A 24,192-nucleotide genomic window follows, 5' to 3' on the forward strand; every position below is an offset into this window, starting at 1 on the left:
TCCCGGAGCCCGCGCGGTCGGGTCCCGGCGCCAGGCCCGGCCGGGCGTCCCGGAAGCTTGCACGGCCGGACCTCAGAAGGCGGAGACGCCCGTCAGCGCCCGTCCGATGACCAGCTTCTGGATCTGGCTCGTGCCCTCGTAGAGGGTCATCACCCGGGCGTCGCGCAGCAGTTTGCCCACCGGGTACTCGTCGATGTAGCCGTAGCCGCCGAAGACCTGGAGGGCGTTGTTGGCCGCGCGCACGGCGGCCTCCGAGGCGAACAGCTTGGCCTTGGACGACTCGACGGCGAACGGCTGCCCGCGGTCGACGAGGTCGGCGACCCGCCAGGTCAGCAGCCGGGCGGCGTCCACGTCCACGGCGATGTCGCTGATCAGCTCCTGGACGAGCTGGTGGCGGGCGATGGGCTTGCCGAACTGCTCGCGCTCGCCCGCGTACCGCACGGCCGCGTCGAGGGCGGCCTGCGCGATGCCGACGCAGCCCGCGGCCACCGACATCCGCCCCTTGGCCAGCGCCGACATCGCGACCGAGAAGCCCTTGCCCTCCTCGCCCAGCAGGGCGGAGGCGGGGACGCGCACGCCCTCCAGGACCAGCTCGGCGGTGGCCTGGCCGCGCAGCCCGAGCTTGCCGTGCACGGTGCGGCGGGTCAGGCCCGGGGTGTCGGTGGGCACCAGGAAGGCGGAGACGCCCTTGTGGCCGGGGGCGTCGGTGGAGCGGGCGAACAGCAGCACGACGTCGGCCCAGGTGCCGTTGGTGATGAACATCTTCGTGCCGTCGAGGACGAAGTCGTCGCCGTCGCGCACGGCCCGGGTGGTGAGGCTGCCCGCGTCGGAGCCGGTGCCGGGCTCAGTGAGGCCGAAGCAGCCGACGTACGCGCCGGAGGTCAGGCCCGGCAGCCAGCGCCGCTTCTGCTCCGCGTCGCCCCAGGCGGCGATCGTCTTGGCGACCAGGCCGAGCGAGACGGAGACGATGCCGCGCACGGAGGAGTCGCCGCGGCCCAGCTCCTCGGTGACCAGGCAGTACGCGAGGTGGTCGCCGCCCGAGCCGCCGTACTCCTCGTCGATGGTCAGCCCGAGGAAGCCGACCTCGCCGAGCTTCTTCACGATGCCCCGGTCCACCTCCTCGGCGCGGTCCCAGGCGACGACGTGAGGGGCGATCTCCCGTGCGACGAAGTCCCGGGCGAGCTGCCGTACCGCTGTCTGCTCCTCGCTGAGCCCGAGATGCATGACGGATCACCCCACAGATGCCGGATCCCGGGCCTGCGACGACCCTGGACCTTGAAAGCCGAACAATTAAATTACCACTGCTAGTTTTAGTCCGCAGCCCTACTATGTGCGCCATGGCCCGACCGCGCAAGCCCCTCCTCAGCACCGACCGCATCGTCGCGACGGCGCGGGAGCTGGTGGACGCGGAGGGCCTGGCCGCCGTCTCCACCCGCCGGCTCGCGGCCGAACTGGGCGTCAGCGGCCCCTCGCTCTACAACCACTTCCGCACCAAGGACGAGATCCTGGAGGCGGTCGCGGACTCGGTCAGCGCCCAGGTCGACCTGTCGATGTTCGAGGACGGGCGCGACTGGCGCACCGCGCTGCACGACTGGGCCGTCTCCTACCGGGCCGCCCTGCGCGCGCACCCCAACATCGTCCCGGTCCTCGCACACGGCCCCGGCCGCCGCCCGGCCGCGCTGCGCCTGGCCGACGCCGTCTACGGGGCGATGGTCGACGCGGGCTGGCCGCCCGCGCAGGCCACCTCGGTCGGCGCGCTGATGCGCTACTTCGTCATGGGCTCCGCGCTCGGCTCCTTCGCCGCCGGTTTCCCGGACGACGCGGGCGCCTACGACCCCGCCGACTACCCCCACCTCGGCCAGGCCCATCTGCTCGCCGAGCAGCAGGAGAAGATCGACGAACGCGCCTTCGAGACCGGGCTCACGGCCCTGCTGGACGGGCTGGCGCACCAGTACGAGCAGGCCCGCGCCGAGGCGTAGCCGCCCGCGGCCACACTTCGGCGCCCGCCGAACCGTCCGTACCCCATCCTGGGACGTATGACCCCCAAGGATCCGCAGGCACCCGCGCTGGCGGCGCTCGCCGGGCTGATCGCCGACGAGAGCCGCGCCGCCTGTCTGCTGGCGCTGCTCGACGGACGGGCCTGGACGGCCGGTGAGCTGGCCCGGCGCGCGGGCGTGGCCGCCTCCACGCTCAGCGCGCATCTGGACCGGCTCGTCGCGGGCGGCCTGCTCGCCCAGGAGCGGCAGGGCCGCCATCGGTACGTCCGCCTCGCCGACGCGCGGGTGGCCCAGCTGGTGGAGGACCTGGCCGCGCGGGCGGCGCCCGCGGCCCGCCGTCCGCGCACCCTGCGCGAGGCGGGCGCCGGTTCCGCGATGGCCCGGGGCCGCACCTGCTACGACCATCTCGCCGGGCGCCTCGGCATCGCGGTGACGGACGCGCTGACCGCGCGCGGCCTGCTGCGGGCGGACGCCGGCGCGGGCACCGGCGGTACGGCCCCGGGCAGTACGGGCTCCGGTGGCACGGGGACGGGTGGCACGGGGTCCGGCGGTACGGGGTCCGGCGATACGGGCACCGGGTTCGCGCTCACGGACGCGGGGCTGGGGTGGTTCGCCTCGGCGGGCATCGCGCTGGACCGGCGGGGGCGGCGCCCGCTCGCCCGCGCCTGCCTGGACTGGACGGAGCGCCGCCCCCATCTGGCGGGCGCGGCGGGCGCCGCCCTGTGCCGGCACGCCCTGGACACCGGCTGGTGCGAGCGCATCGGCTCGGAGCGCGCCGTACGGGTCACCCCGGCCGGCGCCACCGCCCTGTCCGGACTGCTCGGCATCGAGCACACGGCACTGGCCTGACGGCCGGCCGGTGGACTCCGTGTCCGGAATCCGCGAGCTTTCCCTTTCCCTCCCCGCCTAGCCTCCGGAGACATGATGCGTGAACACCAGGTCCTGACCCCGTCCCGACTGGCGGCCGGTGCCGCCGCGGTCACCGTGGTGCTGTGGGCCTCCGCCTTCGTCTCGATCCGCAGCGCGGGAGCCGCGTACTCGCCCGGGGCGCTGGCGCTCGGACGCCTGCTGGCCGGAGCCGTGGCGCTGGGGGCGCTGTGCCTGGTGCGGCGGGAGGGGTGGCCGCCGCGGGAGGCGTGGCGCGGGATCGCGCTGTCGGGTCTGCTGTGGTTCGGCTTCTACATGGTGGCGCTCAACTGGGGTGAGCAGCGGGTGGACGCCGGGACGGCCGCCCTGGTGGTGAATGTCGGCCCGCTGCTGATCGCCCTGCTCGGCGCGCGGCTGCTGGGCGACCGGATGCCGCCGCGGCTGCTGGCGGGCATGGGGGTGTCGTTCGCCGGGGCGGTGACGGTGGGGCTCTCGATGTCCGGGGCGGGCGGTTCCTCGGTGGTGGGCGTGGTGCTGTGCCTGCTCGCGGCCGTCGGTTACGCCTTCGGGGTCGTCGCGCAGAAGCCCGCGCTGGGCCGGGCGAGCGTCCTCCAGGTGACCACCTTCGGGTGCCTGGTCGGCGCGGTGGCGTGTCTGCCGTTCGCCGGGCAGCTCGTCCACGAGGCGGCCCGCGCGCCGCTGACCGCCACGCTCAACGTGGTCTATCTCGGCCTGTTCCCGACCGCCCTCGCCTTCACCACCTGGGCGTACGCCCTGGCCCGGACGAGCGCGACCCGGATGGGCGCGACCACGTACGCCGTGCCCGCGCTGGTGGTGCTGATGTCGTGGCTGGTGCTGGGCGAGGTGCCCGGACTGCTGACGCTGGGCGGCGGGGTGCTGTGCCTGGCGGGTGTGGCGGTGTCCCGCTCGCGCCCGCGGAGGCGGTCGGCGGCGGAGGCCCTGCCGGAGGCGGACCGGGCGGAGGCGGACCGGGCGGAGGCGGACGCGGGGACGGCCCGGCCGCGTCCCGAGCAGGTGCGCTGAGCGGGCGGCCGGCGCGGGGACGCGGGCGGCGGCGGTCCGGTGTGTACTCGGGCGCCGGGTGCCGCACCTAGCGCCCACCGGGGCCCACACGGCCCACGGTGAGCGCCCGGGGCCGCGCCGGGACGGCGGAGTCGGCGACCGCGGCCCGAGCGGATGCTCGGCGCGAGCGGCCGCACGGGCTGCGGCGGGAACGTGCAGCGGCGAGGGCGGGGGCGGGCTGCGGCGGGGGCGGGGGTGGGCAGCGGCGATCCGGCGCCCTCGCCGCCGGGCGCACCGGCCCCGCCGCGAGCCCACCGGGTCCTGCGGCGAACGCGCCCGGGTTCCGCGCCGGACGGCGCAGGTGTGGTCCGGCGCCCGCGGCTCCCCCGGCGTCAGAACACCACCAGGGCCCGGCCGCCCTTCCCCGCGCGCATGTTCTCGAAGGCGGCTGGGATGCCGTCCAGGGCGATCCGCTCGGTGACCAGGGCGTCCAGGTCCAGGCGGCCGGCGCGGACGTGGGCGGCGAGTACGGGCAGGTCCTCGGCCGGGTTCGCGTTGCCGTAGACGCAGCCGGAGAGGGTGCGGCCCCAGTGGAAGATCTCCAGGGCGTTGAAGGTGACCCGCTGGTCCTTGCCGCCGATGCCGACGACCGTGGTCCGGCCGCCGCGGCGGGTGGACTCCCAGGCGGCGCGGATGGAGACGGCGCGGCCCGCGCACTCCACGGAGACGTCGACGCCCTGGCCGCCGGTGAGGGCGCGGATCTCGCGCGGGGTGTTCTCGGAGGCGACGACGTAGTCGGTGGCGCCCGCCCGGCGGGCCAGTTCCTCCTTCGCCGGGCTGACGTCGACGGCGACGATCCGCCCGGCGCCCGCGATCCGGGCGGCCTGGAGGGTGGCGAGTCCGACGCCGCCCGCGCCGAAGACGGCCACCGTCTCCCCGGCGCGCACTCGGGCGGAGTGGTGGACCGCGCCGTAGCCGGTGAGGACGGCGCAGCCGAGCAGGGCGGCGTCGGCGAGCGGGACGCCGTCGGGCAGCGGCAGGACGCAGGAGGCGGCGACGACCGTCTCCTCGGCGAACGCGGCGACGTTCAGACCGGGGTGCAGGTCGGTGCCGCCGGTGGTGCGGGCGTAGACGTCGGCGGCGCCGCGGAGGGCGTCGGCGCACAGCCAGACCTCGCCGAGACCGCAGGCGTGGCAGGCGCCGCAGGACGGCGCCCAGTTGAGGACGACGGCGTCGCCCGGCGCGACATGGGTGACCTCCTCGCCGACGGCGAGCACGGTGCCCGCGCCCTCGTGGCCGAGGACCGCGGGGACCGGGACGCGCATGGTGCCGTCGGTCAGGGACAGGTCGGAGTGGCAGACCCCGGCGGCGGCGAGCCGGACGCGGACCTGTCCGGGGCCGGGTTCGGGCAGGTCGATGCCGGTGATCTCCAGCGGTGAGCCGATGGCGGGCAGGACGGCGGCACGTACGGCCATGGCGCGTGACTCCCTTAGAACTGGAGGGACTTGGTCTGAAGGTACTCGGTGAGTCCGTGCGCGCCGAGTTCCCGCCCGATTCCGGACTGCTTGTAACCGCCGAAGGGCGCCAGCGGGTTGAAGCGCCCGCCGTTGATGTCGACCTGGCCGGTGTCCATGCGGCGGGCGAAGGCGACCGCCTCGGCCTCCTCGGCCGCCCAGACCGCTCCGGCGAGTCCGTAGACCGTGCCGTTGGCGATGCGCAGGGCGTCCTCCTCGTCCTCGTAGCGCAGGACCGAGAGGACCGGGCCGAAGATCTCCTCCTGGGCGATGGTCATGCCGGGGGTGACGTCGGCGAAGACGGTGGGGCTGACGTAGTAGCCGCGCTCGCGGGGCGCCTCGGGGCCGCCGGCCACCAGGCGCGCGCCCTCGGCGACGCCGCGCTCGATGTAGCCGCGGACCCGGTCGCGCTGCCGGGCGTTGACGAGGGGGCCGATGCGGTCGGCGTACTTGGCGGCGGCAGCGGCGGCGAGGGCGACCGTCTCGTCGTACCGGTCGCGATGGACGAGCATGCGGGTCCAGGCACTGCACGTCTGGCCGGAGTTGGACATGACGTTGGCGACGCCGACGTGCACGGCCTTGGCGAGGTCGGCGCCGGGCAGGATGACGTTGGCGGACTTGCCGCCCAGTTCCAGGGCGACCGGCTTGACGGCGGCGCCCGCCGTGGCGCCGATCCGCCGGCCCACGGCCGTGGAGCCGGTGAAGGAGACGAGGTCGACGCCGGGGTGTTCGGCCAGGGCCTGTCCGGCGACCGGGCCGAGCCCGGTGACCAGGTTGAAGACACCGGCCGGGAATCCGGCCTCGTCGACGGCCTCGGCGAAGAGCTGGGCGGTGAGCGGGGTGTCCTCGGCGGGCTTGAGGACGAGGGTGCAGCCCGCGGCCAGGGCGGGGGCTGCCTTGGCGACGATCTGGTGCAGCGGGTAGTTCCAGGGCGTGATGGCGCCGACCACGCCGGCGGGCTCGTGCAGGACGGTGGAGTTGCCCGTCCGCTCCTCGAAGGCGTAGGTGGCGGCGAGGTCGGCGTAGGAGGCGGCGACCGCGAGGGGCAGGCCCGCGTGGACCGACCGGGCGAACTGCTCGGGGGCGCCCAGTTCGGTGGTGACGGTCTCGGCGATCTCGTCCTTGCGGGCGGTGAGGACGTCGCGCAGGGCGGCCAGGCGGGCGGCGCGTTCGGCGGGCGGGGTCGCGGCCCAGCCGGGGAAGGCGGCGCGGGCGGCGCGCACCGCCGCGTCGACGTCCTCGGCGGTGCCCGCGGGGACGGTGGCGACGACCTGCTCGTCGGCCGGGTTCACCACCTCGATGGCGTCGCGGTCGGGGGCGGGGCGCCAGGCGCCGCCGATGTACATGCCGTCGTGTGCCTTCATGGTGCTCCTCCGGGGCGGGGGCGTCGGCCGCGTCGGCGCGCGGTCCACGGGGGGTGCGGGCCGGGCTCGGCCGATCCATAAACTAGCGCCGATAGTTTTGTGGCGCCAGGGAACCGCACCCCTCCCCGCCCGGTGTGCGGCGGCTCACTCCCGCAGGTCACTCCCGGGGACCCTCCCGGCGGTCGCTCTCGCAGATCACGCCCGCAGATCACGCCCGGCGGTCGTTCCCGCCGGTCACTCCTGGAGGTCCGGCAGCCGGTCCGGGGCCGGGCAGACGCGCTCGCCGTGCCGGTCGAAGACGAAGAGGTGGGCGAGGTCGACCAGGAGCGGCACCTGCATGCCGTGCCGGAGCCGGATGTCGGGGGTGGTGCGCACCACCAGGTCACCGGGCAGCCGGGGCTCGGCCGCGCGGGCGCCCTCCGGTGCGGCGCCGGTCTCTCCGCCAGCCGCCCCGCGTGGCCGGTCGAGCAGCGCCACCGGGCCGCCGCGCAGGGCCCCGGCCCGCTCCCGCAGGCGTTCCAGCACGGTGGCGTCGCGGCGGCGGCGCCGGTCCGGCCGGGTGTGCGGGCGCGGTGCCTCCAGCTCCGGTACGACGGCCGGGCTCGACCCGGTGTCGAAGTGGACGAGCACCTCGTGGCCCTGGAACTCCAGGTGCTCGACCAGCCCGGTCAGCGGCACCTCACCGGGCCGCGCGGCGGCGGGCTTCGCGATCCGCACGGCCTCCGAGCGCAGCCCCACGATCACCTCGCGGCCCTGCTGCACGCGCAGCAACTGGTGGTCCAGGGAGAGCGGTTCGGGCAGCCGCAGGAACTGCTTGCCCAGCCTGATCGTCATGGCCCCGTCGAGCGGGGCGCGGACCAGTCCGCGCAGCAGATTGATGCGCGGGGTCCCGATGAAGGCGGCGACGAACACGTTGCGGGGCAGCGCGTAGACGGCGCGCGGGGTGCCGACCTGTTGCAGCACCCCGCCGCGCAGCACGGCGACCCGGTCGCCCAGGGACATGGCCTCCGACTGGTCGTGGGTGACGTAGAGGGTGGTGACGCCCAGTTCCCTGGTGAGCCGGGCGATCTCGGCGCGCAGATGGCTGCGGAGCTTGGCGTCGAGGTTGGACAGCGGCTCGTCCATCAGGAAGACGGAGGGGTGGCGGGCTATCGCCCGGCCCATGGCCACGCGCTGGCGCTCGCCGCCGGAGAGCTGGCCGGGGAGGCGGTCGAGCAGGTCCTCGATGCCGAGCATCCGGGCGGTGGCGTCGATGCGGGGGCCGTGGTCGGCGCCGGGCGACTCGATGCGCAGCGGGAAGCCGATGTTGCCGCGGCCGGTCATGTTCGGGTAGAGCGCGAAGTTCTGGAAGACCATCGCCATGTCCCGGGCCGCGGGCGGCAGTTCGTTGGCGTACTCCCCGTCGAGCAGCAGCACCCCCTCGGTGATCTCCTCCAGTCCGGCGATCATCCTCAGGACCGTGGACTTGCCGCAGCCGGAGGGTCCGAGCAGGACGAGGAACTCACCGGGCGCCACGTCGAGCGACAGCCGGTCCACCACCCGTGGGGTCTTGCTGCTGTAGGTCTTGCTCACGTCGTGCAGGGAGATGGCGCGTGTCATGAGGCATGCCTTCGGTGACTCACCCAGGCGCTGGGCGCAGCGCGGCGGACGCCTCGCGCGGGTCGTACGGGGCGTGTGAGTCACGGAAGCTAACGGACGGGTGCGGCCCGGGGAAGACATCGGGCACGATCTCGCACACTTTCGTCCATCAGGCGGGATCGGGCGGGATACGGCCGCATCGGGGGATCAGGCGGGTTCGGGCGGGTTCAGGTGCGAAGGGGGACGGAGGCGGTCGGTCCGCGCCCAGCGGCGGGGCGGGGCGGCCGGCGCCCGCCGCCCCGCCCCGCGCGCGCCTCGGCCCGCCGCCTCCGCGCGCGGCTCATCTCGTCGCCGTCAGATGGGCGAAGACGACCACGTTGCTGGAGTAGCCGGTGCGCCGGGTGTAGAGGCCGCCGCAGGTGATGACGTGCAGCTCGGGCCGCCGGGAGCGGCCGTAGACCTCCTTGTCGGGGAAGCGGTCCTTGTCGAAGACCCGCACCTTGTCGACGGTGTACACGGCGGTACGGCCGTCCGCGCGCCGCACCTCGATGGAGCGGCCGGGCTCCACCTGGCCGAGCGCGGCGAAGACGGCGGCACCGGTGGTGGTGTCGCGGTGCCCGACCGCGAGCGCGGTGCCGGACTCGCCCGGGGTGGGCCCGTCCTGGTACCAGCCCACCAGCTTAGGCTTGTCGACGGGCGGGGTCCCGAGCTGCCGGTCGGCGGCGAGGCCGATCCCGGTGACGGGCGCGTCGATGCCGAGCGAGGGGATGCGCAGGGAGGTCGCCGGGGAGCGGGGCAGCGGCCGGGGCGGGGGCCCGGTCGGGGCCGCAGTGCCGGCCGGGCCGTCCCGCCGGTCCGCCGGGGCGGCGGCCGCCTCGGCGTGCGGGCCGGCCGCCCGCCGCGGTGCGCCGTGGTCGCGGTGCCCGTCGCACCGCGTGCCCACCGTGACCAGGACGGCCGTCAGCGCGGCCGTCCTGGCGAGGCGGTAGGCGCGGGTCCGGTACCAGGGCCTGCGTCGGCGCCTACGCGGCGCCACGGGTGCGCCGGCGGTTCAGCCGGAGGTACGCGACCCCGCCGACCACGACGAGCCCCACGGCCGCGGCCCCGGCCACCGGGGTGTACGCGGCGGCCGAGGCGAGGCCGCCGCCGCCCGCGTGCACGCCGCCCTTGGGGCCCTGCCCGTTCTGGCCGTTCTGCCCGGCGCCGGGCCCGGAGTGCTGCTCGCCGTTGCCACGGCCCTGGTCCTCGATCTGCCCGGCCGGGCCCTGGGCGCCTTCCTTGCGGCCGTCGTCGTCACGGCAGTTGACATGGAAGATCTTCTCCTTGGGCACGCCCGCGACGGTCCAGACGAGCTTGTACTGCCCGTCGGCCAGGCCCAGCGGGTCGGTGTGGCCCGCCCCGGCGGCGAGCGCGATGGTGCCGGTGACGGTGGCGCTGGTGGGCAACGGGGGCATGGCCTGGATGGTGTAGCCGATGGTGGGCAGGACGTCGAAGTTGACGGCGTCCAGGTAGAAGCGGCACACCACCGGGTCGTCCTTCGAGACGCCGAAGGGCACGCCCACCCGGTGGATCTTGATGTCGCCGGCCTCTCCCTGGGCCATCGCCACGGGCGCCGCCAGCCAGGTGGCACCCGCAGCGGTCAGGGCCGTCAGGGCCGCGGCGGCACCGACGCGGGAGCCGAGGGTGCGTGGGAGTGTCAGGGTGGGCATGCGCGTTCCTCCGAGTCAGACGATTTTCATACAAATCGCTCTTTCACCTGACTCTCTTTCACATCGCCCGCCGGGGCCACCGCACCCCGCCCCGACGCGCCGTCCGCTGTCACCCGCCCGGCGCAACCGGGCACCGGAGCGGACGGGTCGGACAGGTCGGACAGGGCGGGCGAGCCGGAGGGATGGGCGGACGGGCCGGGCGGACGGGCCGGGCGGGGGGCTCAGCCCAGCACGCGCCCCAGGTACGCCCGCAGCAGTTCCCGCATCTCCTCGATGATCCGCTCGTCGCCCTCGGGGTCGACCCGGAAGGCGAGCTGCACAAGGGTGTCGGCGGTCTCCACGGCGATCAGGAACGCACGGCGCAGATCGTCGTCCGGCTCGCGGCGCAGATACCCGGCGAGCAGCTGGGTGAGGCGGTCGGCGAGGCGGTGGTTGGGCTCGGCGTGCCGGGCGCCCAGCGGTATCTGGTTGCCGAAGTCCACGAGGGAGAAGCCGGGCGCGGTCCGCTTCATCGCCAGGTACTCGTCGAGCACGGCGTCCATGGCGGACCGCCAGCCGTCGTCCGCCAGCCCCGCCAGGCGCTCCTGGACGCGCTCGGAGTACCGCTCCAGATTGCGGTGGGCGAGCGCGTCGGCCATCGCGCGCTTGTTGCCGAAGAACCGGTAGACCGAGCCGATGGGCACACCGGCGCGCAGCGCGACGGCGCGGGTGCTCAGGGCGTCGTAGCCGACCTCGTCGAGGAGTTCGGCGCAGGCGTCCAGGATCCTGGTCAGCCGTTCGGCGCTGCGCCGCTGCACGGGTGCGCGACGGAGCGGGGTCGCATGGGGCACGGCACTCATGATGCCCGGCCGCGGCGGCCGGGTGAAGCGGTGCCCGCGGTGCGGACACCGGCACCCGGGTCGTCCCCCGCGCACACGGCTCCCCGCGCGCCGCGCGCCCCGAGTGCGGGGAGAGCCGGGAACGCGGGCGCGGACGGCGTGGACGGCGCTGCCTGCGCGGCCACGAACAGCGCGGGCGCGGGCGGTACGGGAGCCGCGAGCGGCGCGGACGGCGCGCGCACCGGCGGCGCGGGGCGTACGGGCACGGAGGGCGCACCACCGGAGGGCGCGCCCACGTACGGCGCGGGCGCGGAGGACGGGAGCACGGAGGACGGGAGCGCGGAGGACGGGAGCGCGGAGGACGGGAGCGCGGAGGACACGGGCGCAAAGGACACGGGCACGGAGGACACGGGCGCGGAGGACACGGGCGACCACACGGCACCCTCGGACCGGGCCGCCGCCCCACCGCCGACCTGCCCGGCCGCCGGACCGCGCGCCGCACCGGACGAGGCCACCGCGCCGGACACCACCCCGCCCGATGTCACCGCACCGGACGCCGCCCCGCCCGGCGCCACCGCCCCGGACAGCACCGCACCCGACGACACCGCCCCGCTCCCGGACGACGCCGCGCCCGCGCCCCCGCCGCTTGCGGAAGGCGCCGCCCCCGCGCCCGCGCCACCCCCGGACACGGACGCCCCCTCCCCCGCGCGCGGGTCCGAAGCCGTGATGTCGGCGGTGCTCTGCACGGGCCTGCCGGAGACCGCCCAGACCGTGTCGTCGTCGGCGTAGAGGCGCGCGGTGACGTGGTGGGTGCCGCGCGGGACGAGGCGGGCGGAGAGCCGGTACTCGGGGGCGCGCAGACGGCCGACGAGGCGGCCGTCGACCAGCAGATGGGCGAGACCGCGTCCGGACACCGGGCGGGCCGCCGTACCGGCCGGGGAGAAGCGGAAGCGGCGGACGGTCAGCCGCACGTCCCAGCTGCCCGCCGCGTCCGGCCGCACCTCGACGCCGATCTCGGGCGCGCCCTTCCGGTCCACCTCGCGGTAGGCCCGCCCCTGCTCGTCGGTGTGATCGATGATCTTTCCCACCGGGGTGGCCGGTCCGCCCTCCCCCTTCTCCCCGCCATCCCCGCTCCCCCGCGTACCGCCCGCCCCGCAGCCGGCCGATGCGGCGAGCAGCAGGGCGGACACCGCGAGCACCGCGAGTGGCCGGCGCGTCCACGACGTCATGCCCGGGAGCGTAGAACAGCCCTCCGGCGGCCGGATCCCCCTCAGGTCGGGTTCCGGCCGTCCGCCGGAAGGGGGGCCGACGTCCCTCTTGCGCCCGGGAAATCGCAATCCTACGGTGCTCCATAGGAATCAGGTTGCAAGGGAGCGATCATGAGCGGGGACGCACGCAAGACCGCCGAGGCACTGGAGTACCTCTCCGGTTTCGGCAACGAGCACAGTTCGGAAGCCGTTCCGGGCGCGCTGCCCGAGGGCCGCAACTCGCCCCAGCGCGCGCCCTTCGGGCTGTACGCGGAGCAGCTCAGCGGTGCGGCCTTCACCGAGCCCAGGGCGCACAACCGCCGCTCCTGGCTGTACCGCATCCGCCCCTCGGCCGCCCACCCGGCGTTCACCCGCGCGGGCAACGGCGCGCTGCGCACGGCCCCCTTCACCCAGTCCGTCCCGGACCCCAACCGGCTGCGCTGGAACCCGCTGCCGCAGCCGGGCCCGGACACGGACTTCCTGGCGGGCCTGTGGACCCTCGGCGGCAACGGCGACGCCACCCAGCGCACCGGCATGGCGGTGCATCTGTTTCACGCCAACTCCTCGATGGAGCGCTTCTTCAGCGACGCGGACGGCGAACTGCTGATCGTGCCGGAGCGGGGCGGGCTGCTGCTGCGCACCGAGTTCGGCCTGCTGCACGCCGAGCCCGGCCATGTGGCGCTGATCCCGCGCGGGGTGCGCTTCCGGGTGGAGCTGCTGGACGGGACGGCCCGGGGGTACGTCTGCGAGAACTACGGCGCCCCCTTCCGCCTGCCCGACCTCGGCCCCATCGGCGCCAACGGCCTGGCCAACGCCCGTGACTTCCGCGCGCCGGTGGCCGCCTACGAGGACACCGAAGGACCGGTGGAGGTGGTCAACAAGTTCTGCGGCAACCTCTGGACGGCCACCTACGGCCACTCCCCGCTCGACGTCGTCGCCTGGCACGGCAACCATGTGCCGTACGTCTACGACCTGCGCCGCTTCAACGTCATCGGGACGATCTCGTACGACCACCCGGACCCGTCGGTCTTCACGGTGCTGACCTCGCCGAGCGACACTCCGGGCCTGGCCGGGGTGGACTTCGTCGTCTTCGCGCCGCGCTGGCTGGTGGGCGAGGACACCTTCCGGCCGCCGTACTTCCACCGGAACGTGATGAGCGAGTACATGGGCCTGATCGAGGGCGCCTACGACGCCAAGGCGGAGGGCTTCGTGCCGGGCGGCGGCTCGCTGCACAACATGATGTCGGCGCACGGCCCGGACCGGGAGACCTTCGAGCGGGCGAGCGCGGCCGAGCTGAAGCCGCAGAAGATCGACGACGGACTGGCGTTCATGTTCGAGACCCGCTGGCCGGTGACGCTCACACCGCACGCGGCCCGCGCGGACCACCTCCAGCAGCGCTACGACGACGTCTGGCAGGGCCTGGAGAAACACTTCCGGCCATTGCACTGAACGGACCAGACCGGTACGGATAGCCCGTGACCTCCTTTGCTCCGGATTCGATCGTCCTGAACCGCAAGCTGCCGCTGTGGTACCAGGTGTCCCAGTCCCTGCGCGCCTCGATCCTCGGCCGCTCGCCCCGGGACCCGCTGCGCCTGCCCACCGAGGAGCAACTGGCGGGGCACTACGGCGTGAGCGTGCTGACCATGCGGCAGGCGCTGAAGGAGCTGGAGGAGGAGGGGCTGATCACCCGGCACCGGCGGCGCGGCACCTTCATCGCGCCCACGGCCCACCGGGGCGCCCCGGTGCGGCTGCTGGGCTCGGTGGACGCGATCGTGGCCCAGCAGTCCGGTATGACGACCGAGCTGCTGGACCACGGCACCGCGCCGGTGACCGCCGAACTGGCCGAGTTCTTCCCGGACCTGGAGGAGGTGGCGGCCTACCACCGGCTGCGCAGCGACGAGAAGACCGGCGAGCCCACCAACCACGCCCGCAACTACGTCCGTCCGGAGCTGGCCGAGCGGATATCGCCGGACGACCTGGTGCGCTGGCCGATGACCAAGGTGCTGCGGGACGTGGTGGGCGCCGGCATCAGCCGGATCACGGACACCGTGCAGGCGCGGCTGGCCGACCCGGAGACGGCCCGGCTGCTCGAAGTGCCGCTGCTCAGCCCGATCCTGCACTACACGGGCATCACCTACGACGAGTCGGGCCGGCCGCTGGACGTGGTCGTCATCCACTACCGCGGTGACCGGTTCTCCTTCACGGTGACCCTCGACGCCACGTGACCTGCGGGCCGTCGCCGCGTCGTACGATGCCCCGCGTGACGCACGACGACGCCCCGCTGCTGGCGGACCTCATGCCGTGGTCCGTCGCACCGCCGCGGCTCGGCCGGCCGTGGCCCGCGGCCCCGGACCCGGGCTGCCTCAGGGCCCGCTGGAACGCGCTGCTGAGGGCCGAGGGGGCGGACCGGGAGGCCCTGTTCGAGCCGACGCGCGCCCGCACGCCGTACACCGCGGCGGGACAGCTGCCCGGCCGCTCCGGCGGCACCGGGCAACTGGCCCGGGACCCGGGCCCGTGCCCGGAGCCGGTACGGGTGCTCATGGCGCCCTTCGACGAGCAGTGGCTCCTCGCGGACCACCGGCTGATCGACGCGGCCCGGCCCGAGCTGTGGCGGGTGGCGGACGAGCGGCAGGTCTTCGTGGTGGAGCCGGGCGCCGCACCGGGCGCGGCCGGACCGGCGCTGCTGGCGACCTCGCTGCCGCCCTTCCTGCGGCCGGGCCGCATCCGCCCGCTGTACCGCCGTCCGGGCGCGCGGGAACCCAACCTGGCACCGGGCCTGACGGAGCATCTGGCCGCCCTCCTGGGGCACCGTCCCGAGCCGCCGGACGTGCTCGCCTGGATCCTGGCGGCGGCGCGGCCGGGCCCGGACGGGACGGCCGTCCCGCTCACCTCGGACACCGGCCGGTGGGCGCGGGGCGTCGCGGCGGGCCGCCGGGCGCTGTGGCTGATGCGCCGCGACGGCGAGCGCCCCAAACTGCCCGGCGGGCGCCGCCCGTACGTCCGCGCACCGCTGCCGGACCACCCGCGCGCCCTCCACTACGACCGGGCCGAGGAGACCCTCCACCTCGACGAGGGCCGCGTCTCCCCGGTGCCCGCGGCCGCCTGGGACTTCGAGACCGGCGCCGGCCGGGTCCTGGAGCAGTGGTTCGCGGCCCGGACGGCGCAGGGCGAACAGGGCACCCTGGCGGCGATCCGCCCGCCCCTGTGGCCGCAGGCGTGGACCTCGGAGCTGCTGGAGCTGATCACCGTCCTGGCGCTGCTGGCCGAGGCGCGGGCGGGGCAGGAGCCGCTGGAGGCCCCGGAGCCGGACCGGACGGTCACGGCGTCCGCGCTGCGGGCGGCGGGCGTGCTGCCGGTACCGGCGGCGGCCCGCCGGCCGGCCTCGGTCCTGGACCACGCCGAGGAAGGCCCCGGGGGCCAGTTCACCCTCATCTGACGGCCCGTCCCCGCTCCGGCCCGCCCGGCGCGGGCGGCGCCGGCGTACGGCGCGCGGCGCGTGCTCGGCCGCGGGTGCTCAGCCGCGCGGGCAGAACCCGTCCAGGACCCGTGTCAGGGCCCGGTCGAACACCGCCTCCAGATCGATGGGGCCGGCGTCCTCCGTGAAGGCCGCCGCCATGCGCGGGTAGGCGCCGCTCGCGATCCGGCCGCCCAGGTAGGCGATCCGCACGGCGTTCTCCTGCTCCGCCGTCCAGGGCAGGGAGCGGGTGCGCTCGGCGGCCGCCAGCTCGTTGGCGACGTACATGGTCACCACGGCGTTGACCATGGCGACCAGCTCCATCTTGGTGCCGTAGGACGCCTCCAGCGGGTCCAGGCAGGCCAGGCAGTGCTCCAGATAGCGCAGGGCGTTGGGGCTGAAGCCGTAGATCCCGGACATCAGGCGGGGCAGCCACGTGTGGCGGCGCATCAGGGACCGGGTCTGGTGGCCCACCCGGACCATGTCGGCGCGCCAGTCGCCGCTGGGCTCCCACAGCTCGTGCTCACCACTGACGGCGTCCACCATCAGCTCGTACAGGTCCTCCTTGCGGGGGACGTAGTTGTACAGCGACATCGTGCCGCAGCCCACTTCGGCGGCCACGTGCCGCATCGAGACCGCTTCCAGGCCGCCGGCGTCGGCGAGCCGGACGGCCGCCGCCGCGATGTCGGCACGGGTGAGGGCAGGCTTCGGCCCCCGCCCCGTCCGCTCCGGGCGGGCCCAGATCACCTCGGGTTCGGCGCCTCGGCCGGCCATGGGACATCACCTCGCCCCACCATGTTAGTTACGTACAGCGTACGTAGTGCGCTATGGTCGCCCCATGACGACTACGTACGCTGTACTTAGTGAGGGTCTGGAGAAGCGGTTCGGCGACGTACACGCCGTGCGCGGCCTGGATCTGGCGGTGGCCGAGGGCACGGTCTGCGGGGTGCTCGGGCCGAACGGCGCGGGCAAGACGACGGCCGTACGGCTGCTGACGACACTGCTGCGGCCGGACGCGGGCTCCGCCCGGGTGGCCGGGCACGACCTGGTGCGCGAACCGGCCGCCGTGCGCCGCCGGATCGGGGTGACCGGGCAGGACACGTCCGTCGACGCGGACCTCACCGGACGGCAGAACCTGCGGCTGTTCGGCCGGCTGCACCGGATCCCGGACGCGGCGGCGCGCACCGGGGAGCTGCTGGAGCGGTTCGGTCTCGCCGAGGCCGCCGACCGCACCGCCGCCACCTACTCGGGCGGGATGCGCCGCCGGCTGGACCTCGCGGCCAGCCTGCTGTGCCGGCCCGCCGTGCTCTTCCTGGACGAGCCCACCACCGGCCTCGACCCGGCCAGCCGCAACCAGATCTGGGACGCGGTGCGCGCACTGAAGCGGCGGGGCACGACGGTGGTGCTGACCACCCAGTACCTGGACGAGGCCGACCGGCTGGCCGACGACATCGCCCTGGTGGACCGGGGCCGGGTCGCGCACACCGGATCGCCCGCGCGGCTCAAGGCCCTGATCGGCACGCGCGCCGAGGTCGTGGTGGCGCACCCGGACGAGATGGCACGGGCGGCGGCCGTCCTGGACCGGCTCACCGGCGCCGAGCCGGTGTTCGACCACGAGCGGGCCGCGGTCGGCGCGGTCGCCACCGACCCCACCCTCACCCTGCCCCGGCTGGTGCGCGAACTGGACGCGGCGGGCGTGCCGCTGCTCGACGCGAGCCTGAGCCCGCCCACCCTGGACGACGTCTTCCTCCGGCTGACCGGAGCCTCCCACGACAGCGAGGAGATCGCGGCATGAGCGCACTGGTGCACGACGGGACGGCGCTGGCGGGACGGCAGTTGCGCCGGGTCCGCAACAACCCGGGCCTCGCCGTCCTCACCCAGATCATGCCGATCAACATGCTGCTCTTCTTCGGCTACGTCTTCGGGAGCGCGCTGGCCGTGCCCGGCCGCGAGTACCGCGCCTTCCTGGTGCCCGGACTGCTCGCGGCGACCGCGGCCGGCGGGATCATGACGGGGATGTTCCAGTCGGCGCAGGACGTCCACCGAGGGGTGCACGACCGGCTGCGCACCATGCCGGTGAGCCGGGCGGCGGTGCCGCTCGGGCAGGCGGTGGCCGACCTCGTCGTCACGGCGGCCGGGACCGTGCCGCTGCTGCTGGTCGGGCTGGCGGTGGGCTGGCGGATCGAGGGGAGCGCGGCCGGGGCGGCGGGCGCCGTCGGACTGCTGCTGCTCTTCCGGTTCGCCTGCACCTGGGTGGGGATCTGGCTGGGGCTGCTCACCCGCAGCGAGGAGGCGGCCGGCCAGCTCGGCGCCGCGACCTTCGTCCTGCCGCTGCTGTCGAACGCGTACATCCCGACCGGGAATCTGGCGCACTGGCTGCGCGTGCTCGCCGAGTGGAACCCGATCAGCGCGCTCACCACCGCGCTGCGCGACCTCTTCGGCAACGGCCCGGTCCCGGAGCACGCCTCCTGGCCGGTGGCCCATCCCGTCGCGGGGACGCTGGCCTGGTGCGCGGTGCTGCTCGCCGTCAGCGCGCCGTCGGCGGTGCGGCGGTACGCGCGCGCCGAGGGCTGAGCAACGGCGGCACGCGCGCGCCGAGGGCTGCGCGACACGGGCCGGGCGGGTCCGGGTGAGGACGGGGTGTCGCCGCGCCGGGCGACAGGAGCCGGGCGGCCGGCTCCCGTGCCGCTCGGGCACGGGAGGCCGGACAGCCGTACGGGGCGCCGCGGCCGTGGGGATGCGGGCGGCATGCGCGCGGCGCCGTACGAAGGCGGTGAGGCGGTCTGCTCGGGACCCGGACGCCGGCCCTGGTGAGGTCGGGCCCGGGAACGTCGGCGGCGCCCTCCGGTGGTGCCGGAGAGGCCGCGGACGGCGGTGTCGCTAGTGCCCGCCGAACAGCGTGCGACGCAGTCGGCGCAGGGGCGCGAACAGCGACACCCGGCGCATCCGCGCACCCCTGCCGGTGCGGTCGTGCGCGGCACGCGTGGTCAGCTCACGCATCAGCAGCGTCGCCTCGGCGGCCTCCCGCTGCGGGACGGCGGGTCCGCCGAGCACCGCGAGATGGCGGTCGAGGCGCGAGCTGGTCGCGCTGCTTCCGCAGGTGATCGCAGGGACCCTGGCCCTGCTGCGCACTGTTATCTGCTCCATGTCACTCCCCACCCGTACGAGTCCACCCGACCCCGGGCAGGGTAACCCTATCGCCCCGCACGGGCACCCGTGTATCTCGGTCGCAGGATTCACCTTCTGCGTAAGGGTGTTGACGACTACTCTCCGAATCCGACCGGTTCCACGGCGAGTTGGACAACCGGCAGGCAGACGGGCCGGGGCGGCCGGGGCCCCGGCGCACCGTCACGGCGCGTGAGCGGACGGCGGCGCGGGGGCCGGTACCGCTCAAGGGCGTGTCATCAGGTGGCCGGTGCCCGCCTCCAGTGGGGGGAGGCGGGCACCGGCGGCGCGGGACGTGGGCGATCTCACGTGCCCGGCCCCGGCGGGGTTCAGGCGGCGCTGTTCAGCACCGGCAGGTAGCCGCCGGAGTGGCCGGAGGCCGTCGGGTGGTAGGAGTCACCGATGTCGAGCCAGTCGACGCTGTGCAGCCAGGAGTTGCCGGAGCAGATCTCGTGGCCACTGAAGGTGGTGCGGACGTCGCCGAAGACGAAGCCGTGGTTGGCCGCGGCCTTGGCGATGACGGTGTCGATGCGGTCGGCGGCGTCGTTGATGGCCGAGCGCTTGGTCTCCGAGAGGCCGAGGCAGGTCTGGCCGAGCTTGTAGAAGCGGGGGTAGCCGATGACGACGACCCGCGCGGAGGGCGCCTTGCCGCGGATCACCGAGTAGAGGTTGTCGAGCTTGCCGGGCAGCGTCGAGTCGACGTAGGCCCTGGCGGTCGCGATGCGGGAGAGGCAGTTGCTGTCCGACTGGAGCACACAGGTCGTCATGACGTCGGAGAACCCGGCGTCGTTGCCCCCGATGCTGATCGACACCAGGGACGTGCCGGAGTTGAGCGGGCCGAGCTGGCCGGCGAGGACGTCGTCCGTCCGGGCGCCCGAGCAGGCGGTGAAGGAGAACGAGGACGGGTGGTTCGCGGCGTTCCACAGATAGGGGTACGCCTTGGTGCTGCGGTCGCAGTCACCGCTGGAGCTGATGTAACTGCCGGCGCCCACTCCGGAGGAGTAGGAGTCGCCGAGGGCCACATAGCCGCCGGTCGCGGCCGATGGTGCGGCCTGCGCCGTGGCCGTCCCGGTGAGGACGAGACCTACGGTCAGCAGAACTGAGCCGACGTACGCGGCAATTCGGGAACGTCTCATGGAACCTCCCTCTAGCAGCTTCGCTATCGGATCCGTGGTAGCAGCTACGCGCGTCGACTGGAAGTGTCCATGCCAAAGAAAGGGTGAACTCACAAGGAATCACGGGGAGTAGGGGTCGGTACGGGCCCCGCGCCATGGCCCGAACGGACCCGCCGGTGCAGCCGGATGACAACCCGTACGGGTCATTGGTCGCGTTGACGGCTCTTCATACGCCTGTACGCCGGTTCCTGACGCCGCGACACGGGATTCCGGCGCATCCGGACCCGGACGGCGGCCGACACGCCCGGCACGGCCGGGAAACGGGGTGCGCGGGGCGGTCCGGTGGCAGATCATGGCCGCATGCCTGCGAACCCGCACGACGCGCTGCCGATCCGGCTCAACGTCGACGACTCCGACTCGCCGTCCGACGTCGTCGACGCGCTGTTCCTCGGCCGCTTCGCGACGGGCGAGCAGCCGTACGCGCACGCGGTCAACATCGACCGGGTCCGCTCCGGTGCCACCCTGCTGCCGGACGGCGCCCGGGTACTGCGCGTGGCCCGCGACGACGACCGCAGCGCGACCCTCGCCGAGGGCGACGGCTGGACCCTGCTGGTCTCCCGCTGGAACCGGGGGGCGGACGTCACGGTCACCGCGACCGACGCCGAACTGGCCCAGCGGATCCTCGGCCAGGCCACGGACGGCGCCGCGGACGAGCCCGAACCCCAGCCGGAGAACGTGGCGATGGGGTTCTGGTACGTCTCCCCGCGGCGCGGCCCGCACCGCACCACCCGGCAGATCTCCGCGGGCACCTGGGACGAGGTCCGGGCCAACTACACGGCGCCGGTCGCGGACGCGATGGACCGCCTGATGAAGACCACCCCCCAGGACATCGCGGGCCGCCTCCTGCTGCTGCACGGCCCGCCGGGCACCGGCAAGACCTCCGCGCTGCGCACCCTGGCCCGCTCCTGGCGGGACTGGTGCCAGGTGGACTGCGTCCTCGACCCTGAGCGCCTGTTCTCCGACGTCGGCTATCTGATGGACATCGCCATCGGCGAGGAGGACGCGGCGGGCAAGGGCCGCTGGCGGCTGCTCCTGCTGGAGGACTGCGACGAGCTGATCCGCGGCGAGGCCAAGCACACCGCGGGCCAGGCGCTCTCACGGCTGCTCAACCTCACCGACGGACTGCTCGGCCAGGGCCGCAACGTCCTGGTCGGGGTGACGACCAACGAGGACCTGGAGCGGCTGCATCCCGCCGTGGTCCGGCCGGGCCGCTGCCTGGCCCGCATCGAGGTGGGCCGGCTGACCCGCCGGGAGGCCGTGGACTGGCTGGGCACCGAGGAGGGCGTCGGCCGCGAGGGAGCGACCCTCGCCGAGCTGTACGCGCTGCGCCGGGGCACCTCCCCGACCGCGCTCCCGGAGCCCCGCGAGGGCGCGGACGCGGGCCTGTACCTGTGACCGGCGCCCGGTGACCGGCGCCGGGTGGAGGGGACAGCGGGGCGCCCCGGTGGTGTGATGGGGCCATGACCCTGTTCGTCGGGACGTCGGGGTGGCAGTACGAGGACTGGCGGGGCGTGCTGTACCCGCCCCGGTGCCCGGTGCGGTGCTGGCTGGAGGAGTACGCGGCGGCGTTCGCCACGGTCGAGGTCAACAACGCCTTCTACCGGCTGCCGTCCCCGGAGACCTTCGCGGCCTGGCGGGAGCGCGTCCCGCCGGACTTCGTCGTCGCGGTCAAGGCGAGCCGCTTCCTCACCCACGTCAAACGCCTCAAGGACCCCACGGAGCCGGTGCACCGCCTGATGACGCACGCCGCGGGCCTCGGCGACCGGCTCGGGCCCGTGCTGCTCCAGCTCCCGCCCACGCTGCGGGGCGACGCCGGGCTGCTCGACGCCTGTCTGTCCTGCTTCCCGCCCGGCACCCGGGTCGCGGTGGAGCCGCGCCACGCGTCGTGGTGGACACCGGCGGTACGCGCCGTGCTGGAGGCGCGGGGCGCCGCCCTGTGCTGGGCCGATGTCCGCGGCCGCCCGGTGACCCCGCTGCGGCCGACGGCCGACTGGGGCTACGTCCGCTTCCACGAGGGCCGCGCGCGGGACCGGCCGCGCTACGGCCGCAGGTCCCTGCGCACCTGGGTGGACCGCGTCGCCACGGCCTGGCCGGACGGCACGGACACGGACGTGTACGCCTACTTCAACAACGACCCGGCCGGGGCGGCGGTGCGGGACGCGGTGGAGTTCGCCCGCGCGGCACGGCACGCGGGGCTGGCGGTGACCCGCACCCCCGGCCGGCTGTCCGTACGCCCCTGACGCGCTACGCCTCGTACGCCGCCCGCAGGGCGTCCCGGACGGCCGCGAGCGCCGCGTCCTCGTCCAGGCCGAGCCGCCGTACGCGCTCCGCGTAGCCCTGCGCGGCACTCGCCGCCTCCCGGTCGGCGGCGGAGCCCGCCGCGGCCACGAAGGTGCCGTTGCGGCCCCGGGTCTCGATCACCCCGTCCGTCTCCAGCGCCCGGTACGCCTTGGCCACGGTGTTCGCCGCAAGCCCGAGGGACTCGGCCAGCGCCCGCACCGTGGGCAGCCGGTGGCCGACCGGCAGCGCGCCCGACCGGGCCTGCTCGGAGATCTGGGCCCGCACCTGCTCGTAGGGAGGGGCGCCGTCGTGGATGCGGATCTTCAGGGTCACGGGCCGATTGTCGCGCACCCGCGCGCCCCGGGAGGGCAGCCGCCGGAACGGGACCGGACCGGGAGGGCGCGGACGCGGGCGCGGGCGCCGGGGGACGCGGGCGCCGGGGCGGGCTGCTGTCCGCCGCCCCGGGCGGGCCGTCCGCCGGGCGGGTCTCGTCCGCCGGGCGGGTCGTCCGGGGCGGCGGGTCGTCCGGGGCGGCGGAAAATGGGAGGCGGGTGTGCGGGGGCGGCCCGTAGCGTGCGCCTGCATGACCGTGATCGTCCGCGAAATGCGCCCCGACGTGCCCGCAGACCTCGAAGGGTTCGCCCGGGTGCGCCGTCGCGCGCTGCCGTTCGTGCTGTTCACCTCCGAGTCCCTCGCCCACACCGCCACCCGGCTGCATGCCGACGCCCACTACCGGCCGCTGGTCGCCGAGGCCGACGGCGAGGTGATCGGCACGGCGCAGGTGCTCCTGTCCCACGACAGCCCGGTGCCCGGACAGGGCAACGTCAACGTGTACGTGGACCCGGCGCACACCGGGCGCGGCGCGGGCGCGCTGCTGGTGCGCACCGCCGAGGAGCACCTGGCCGCCCGCGGCGCGGTGCGGCTGCTCTCCTGGGTGCTGGACACGCCGGACAACCGTGCCTTCGCCGAGCGGCGCGGCTACCGCGGCAGCCGCTCCGCGTACTTCCTGCGCCTGGACCTGGCGGCCGGTGGGCTCCCGCCGCTCCAGGACCCGCCGCCCGGCGTGGAGCTGCGCCGGGGATCCGACTACGCCGCCGACCCGCGCCCCCTGTTCGAGCTGGACGCGGAGACGGCCGCGGACGAACCGGGTGACGTGGCCTCGGACCTGAGCGACTACGCGACCTGGCTGGAGGAGACCTGGCGCAACCCGCTGCTGAGCCACGACCTGACGTCCGTCGCGGTGGTCGACGACCGGCCCGCCGCCTTCACCCTCGCCCACACGGACGGCGCCACCCGCTACAGCACGGCGATGACCGGCACCGCCAAGGCGTTCCGCGGCCGGGGCCTGGCCAAGCTCGCCAAGAACGACTCGCTGCACCGCGCCCGCGCGGCCGGCGTCCGGGAGGCGTTCACCGGCAACGACACCGGCAACGAACCGATGATCGCCGTCAACCGGTGGTTCGGCTACGAGGTGTGCGCCACGGAGGTGCGGTATGTCCGCGAACTCGGCTGACGCGCCCGGCACTCCGGTGGACGTCGTCCTCGTCAAGGGCGGCCGGACGAAGATCCGCTACCGGAGCGCGCTGGTGCGCGACGACGGCGTGCGCGTGGTGGTCCGGGCACCCTGGGCGGCCGAGGGCGTACGGGACTTCGGCTTCGTGCGGTTCGAACCGGGCGACGTGTTCACCGAACACTACTGGCGCGACCGGTGGTACGCGGTCAAGGAGGTCCGCGACGGCGGCGGCCGGCTCAAGGGCTGGTACTGCGACATCACCCGCCCTGCCGTGCTCACCGGCGGTGAGCTGGTCGTGGAGGACCTGGACCTGGACCTGTGGCGCTCGGCGGACGGCACGGACGTACTGCGCCTGGACGAGGACGAGTTCGCCGCGAGCGGGCTGGCGGAGCGCGACCCGGCGGCGGCCGACGCCGCCGTGGCCGCCCTCGCCGAACTGGAGCGGCTGGCCCGCACGGAGGGCTTCGCGGCGCTGCTGGACTGAGCCG

General features: G+C 75.1%; 24 protein-coding genes. 12 read left to right on the top strand and 12 right to left on the bottom strand.

Going from position 1 to position 24,192, the window contains the following annotated elements; all coding sequences use genetic code 11:
• Positions 1 to 72 precede the first annotated feature (72 nt).
• A complete protein-coding gene (locus R4Z62_RS06240) occupies positions 73 to 1,224 on the bottom strand; it encodes an acyl-CoA dehydrogenase family protein (RefSeq protein ID WP_018570404.1) in 1,152 nt (383 codons plus the stop codon).
• 113 nt (positions 1,225 to 1,337) lie between these two features.
• Here R4Z62_RS06240 and R4Z62_RS06245 point away from each other — a divergent pair, with 113 nt between their 5' ends.
• The 3 genes from R4Z62_RS06245 to R4Z62_RS06255 all read left to right on the top strand — a co-directional run bounded on the left by R4Z62_RS06245 (position 1,338) and on the right by R4Z62_RS06255 (position 3,908).
• Positions 1,338 to 1,979, top strand: a complete 642-nt coding sequence (locus R4Z62_RS06245; protein WP_355483860.1) for a TetR/AcrR family transcriptional regulator — start codon at positions 1,338 to 1,340, stop codon at positions 1,977 to 1,979.
• A 57-nt stretch (positions 1,980 to 2,036) separates the two neighbouring features.
• Positions 2,037 to 2,846, top strand: coding sequence for an ArsR/SmtB family transcription factor (locus tag R4Z62_RS06250; RefSeq protein WP_491519298.1), 810 nt, complete (start codon positions 2,037 to 2,039; stop codon positions 2,844 to 2,846).
• 72 nt (positions 2,847 to 2,918) lie between these two features.
• Positions 2,919 to 3,908: a DMT family transporter gene (locus R4Z62_RS06255; RefSeq protein WP_491519299.1), complete on the top strand. Its 990-nt coding sequence runs from the start codon at positions 2,919 to 2,921 to the stop codon at positions 3,906 to 3,908.
• Positions 3,909 to 4,279: 371 nt separating this feature from the next.
• On the opposite strand, the gene R4Z62_RS06260 is transcribed toward R4Z62_RS06255, so the two are convergent.
• The 7 genes from R4Z62_RS06260 to R4Z62_RS06290 form a co-directional block, all read right to left on the bottom strand.
• Entirely contained in the window at positions 4,280 to 5,362 is a 1,083-nt protein-coding gene (locus R4Z62_RS06260) for a Zn-dependent alcohol dehydrogenase (RefSeq protein WP_064531965.1), read from the bottom strand.
• Between the two features lie 14 nt (positions 5,363 to 5,376).
• A complete protein-coding gene (locus R4Z62_RS06265) occupies positions 5,377 to 6,765 on the bottom strand; it encodes an aldehyde dehydrogenase family protein (RefSeq protein ID WP_491519300.1) in 1,389 nt (462 codons plus the stop codon).
• 234 nt (positions 6,766 to 6,999) lie between these two features.
• Positions 7,000 to 8,364 carry an ABC transporter ATP-binding protein gene (locus R4Z62_RS06270; protein ID WP_491519301.1) on the bottom strand — a complete coding sequence of 455 codons (1,365 nt, stop codon included), beginning with the start codon at positions 8,362 to 8,364 and terminating at the stop codon, positions 7,000 to 7,002.
• Between the two features lie 319 nt (positions 8,365 to 8,683).
• Entirely contained in the window at positions 8,684 to 9,379 is a 696-nt protein-coding gene (locus tag R4Z62_RS06275) for a class F sortase (protein ID WP_491519302.1), read from the bottom strand.
• Entirely contained in the window at positions 9,366 to 10,052 is a 687-nt protein-coding gene (locus R4Z62_RS06280) for a hypothetical protein (protein ID WP_064531971.1), read from the bottom strand. Before R4Z62_RS06280 ends, R4Z62_RS06275 begins: the two co-directional genes overlap by 14 nt.
• Before the next feature lie 221 nt (positions 10,053 to 10,273).
• Positions 10,274 to 10,891 (bottom strand): TetR/AcrR family transcriptional regulator, encoded by a 618-nt coding sequence (locus tag R4Z62_RS06285; protein WP_064537278.1) that lies wholly within the window; start codon positions 10,889 to 10,891, stop codon positions 10,274 to 10,276.
• The gene (locus R4Z62_RS06290; RefSeq protein ID WP_491519303.1) at positions 10,888 to 12,099 is read right to left on the bottom strand and encodes a hypothetical protein; all 1,212 of its coding nucleotides are present in this window, start codon (positions 12,097 to 12,099) and stop codon (positions 10,888 to 10,890) included. The genes R4Z62_RS06285 and R4Z62_RS06290 overlap by 4 nt, the downstream gene beginning before the upstream one ends.
• Positions 12,100 to 12,249: 150 nt before the next feature.
• Here R4Z62_RS06290 and hmgA point away from each other — a divergent pair, with 150 nt between their 5' ends.
• The 3 genes from hmgA to R4Z62_RS06305 are packed head-to-tail and all read left to right on the top strand — an operon-like array spanning position 12,250 to position 15,553.
• Complete coding sequence (gene hmgA, locus R4Z62_RS06295; RefSeq protein WP_491519304.1) at positions 12,250 to 13,566, top strand: homogentisate 1,2-dioxygenase; 1,317 nt, start codon at positions 12,250 to 12,252, stop codon at positions 13,564 to 13,566.
• Between the two features lie 26 nt (positions 13,567 to 13,592).
• The gene (locus R4Z62_RS06300; RefSeq protein WP_355483843.1) at positions 13,593 to 14,342 is read left to right on the top strand and encodes a GntR family transcriptional regulator; all 750 of its coding nucleotides are present in this window, start codon (positions 13,593 to 13,595) and stop codon (positions 14,340 to 14,342) included.
• A gap of 26 nt (positions 14,343 to 14,368) precedes the next feature.
• Complete coding sequence (locus R4Z62_RS06305; RefSeq protein WP_491519305.1) at positions 14,369 to 15,553, top strand: type ISP restriction/modification enzyme; 1,185 nt, start codon at positions 14,369 to 14,371, stop codon at positions 15,551 to 15,553.
• 78 nt (positions 15,554 to 15,631) lie between these two features.
• Here the strand turns inward: R4Z62_RS06305 and R4Z62_RS06310 are convergent, their stop codons facing one another.
• Complete coding sequence (locus R4Z62_RS06310; RefSeq protein ID WP_064531980.1) at positions 15,632 to 16,345, bottom strand: TetR/AcrR family transcriptional regulator; 714 nt, start codon at positions 16,343 to 16,345, stop codon at positions 15,632 to 15,634.
• A 64-nt stretch (positions 16,346 to 16,409) separates the two neighbouring features.
• On the opposite strand from R4Z62_RS06310, the gene R4Z62_RS06315 reads away from it, so the two are divergent.
• Both R4Z62_RS06315 and R4Z62_RS06320 read left to right on the top strand, forming a co-directional pair.
• Positions 16,410 to 17,366 carry an ATP-binding cassette domain-containing protein gene (locus R4Z62_RS06315; protein ID WP_491519306.1) on the top strand — a complete coding sequence of 319 codons (957 nt, stop codon included), beginning with the start codon at positions 16,410 to 16,412 and terminating at the stop codon, positions 17,364 to 17,366.
• Positions 17,363 to 18,145, top strand: a complete 783-nt coding sequence (locus tag R4Z62_RS06320) for an ABC transporter permease (protein ID WP_355483838.1) — start codon at positions 17,363 to 17,365, stop codon at positions 18,143 to 18,145. Before R4Z62_RS06315 ends, R4Z62_RS06320 begins: the two co-directional genes overlap by 4 nt.
• A 306-nt stretch (positions 18,146 to 18,451) precedes the next feature.
• Here the strand turns inward: R4Z62_RS06320 and R4Z62_RS06325 are convergent, their stop codons facing one another.
• Both R4Z62_RS06325 and R4Z62_RS06330 read right to left on the bottom strand, forming a co-directional pair.
• Positions 18,452 to 18,718, bottom strand: coding sequence for a hypothetical protein (locus R4Z62_RS06325; RefSeq protein ID WP_064531985.1), 267 nt, complete (start codon positions 18,716 to 18,718; stop codon positions 18,452 to 18,454).
• 347 nt (positions 18,719 to 19,065) lie between these two features.
• Positions 19,066 to 19,872, bottom strand: coding sequence for an SGNH/GDSL hydrolase family protein (locus R4Z62_RS06330; RefSeq protein WP_355483836.1), 807 nt, complete (start codon positions 19,870 to 19,872; stop codon positions 19,066 to 19,068).
• Between the two features lie 339 nt (positions 19,873 to 20,211).
• Between R4Z62_RS06330 and R4Z62_RS06335 the strand changes: the two genes are divergently transcribed.
• Both R4Z62_RS06335 and R4Z62_RS06340 read left to right on the top strand, forming a co-directional pair.
• Complete coding sequence (locus R4Z62_RS06335) at positions 20,212 to 21,306, top strand: DUF5925 domain-containing protein (RefSeq protein ID WP_064531989.1); 1,095 nt, start codon at positions 20,212 to 20,214, stop codon at positions 21,304 to 21,306.
• A gap of 65 nt (positions 21,307 to 21,371) precedes the next feature.
• Positions 21,372 to 22,151: a DUF72 domain-containing protein gene (locus R4Z62_RS06340; RefSeq protein ID WP_491519307.1), complete on the top strand. Its 780-nt coding sequence runs from the start codon at positions 21,372 to 21,374 to the stop codon at positions 22,149 to 22,151.
• A 4-nt stretch (positions 22,152 to 22,155) separates the two neighbouring features.
• Here R4Z62_RS06340 and R4Z62_RS06345 read toward each other — a convergent pair whose 3' ends face one another.
• Positions 22,156 to 22,524 carry a GntR family transcriptional regulator gene (locus tag R4Z62_RS06345; protein WP_064531993.1) on the bottom strand — a complete coding sequence of 123 codons (369 nt, stop codon included), beginning with the start codon at positions 22,522 to 22,524 and terminating at the stop codon, positions 22,156 to 22,158.
• 250 nt (positions 22,525 to 22,774) lie between these two features.
• On the opposite strand from R4Z62_RS06345, the gene R4Z62_RS06350 reads away from it, so the two are divergent.
• Positions 22,775 to 23,704, top strand: coding sequence for a GNAT family N-acetyltransferase (locus R4Z62_RS06350; RefSeq protein ID WP_491519308.1), 930 nt, complete (start codon positions 22,775 to 22,777; stop codon positions 23,702 to 23,704).
• Positions 23,685 to 24,188, top strand: coding sequence for a ribonuclease FAU-1 family protein (locus R4Z62_RS06355; RefSeq protein WP_491519309.1), 504 nt, complete (start codon positions 23,685 to 23,687; stop codon positions 24,186 to 24,188). Before R4Z62_RS06350 ends, R4Z62_RS06355 begins: the two co-directional genes overlap by 20 nt.
• The last annotated feature ends 4 nt before the right edge of the window (positions 24,189 to 24,192 follow it).

It is taken from the genome of Streptomyces sp. PL-25 (assembly GCF_058344915.1).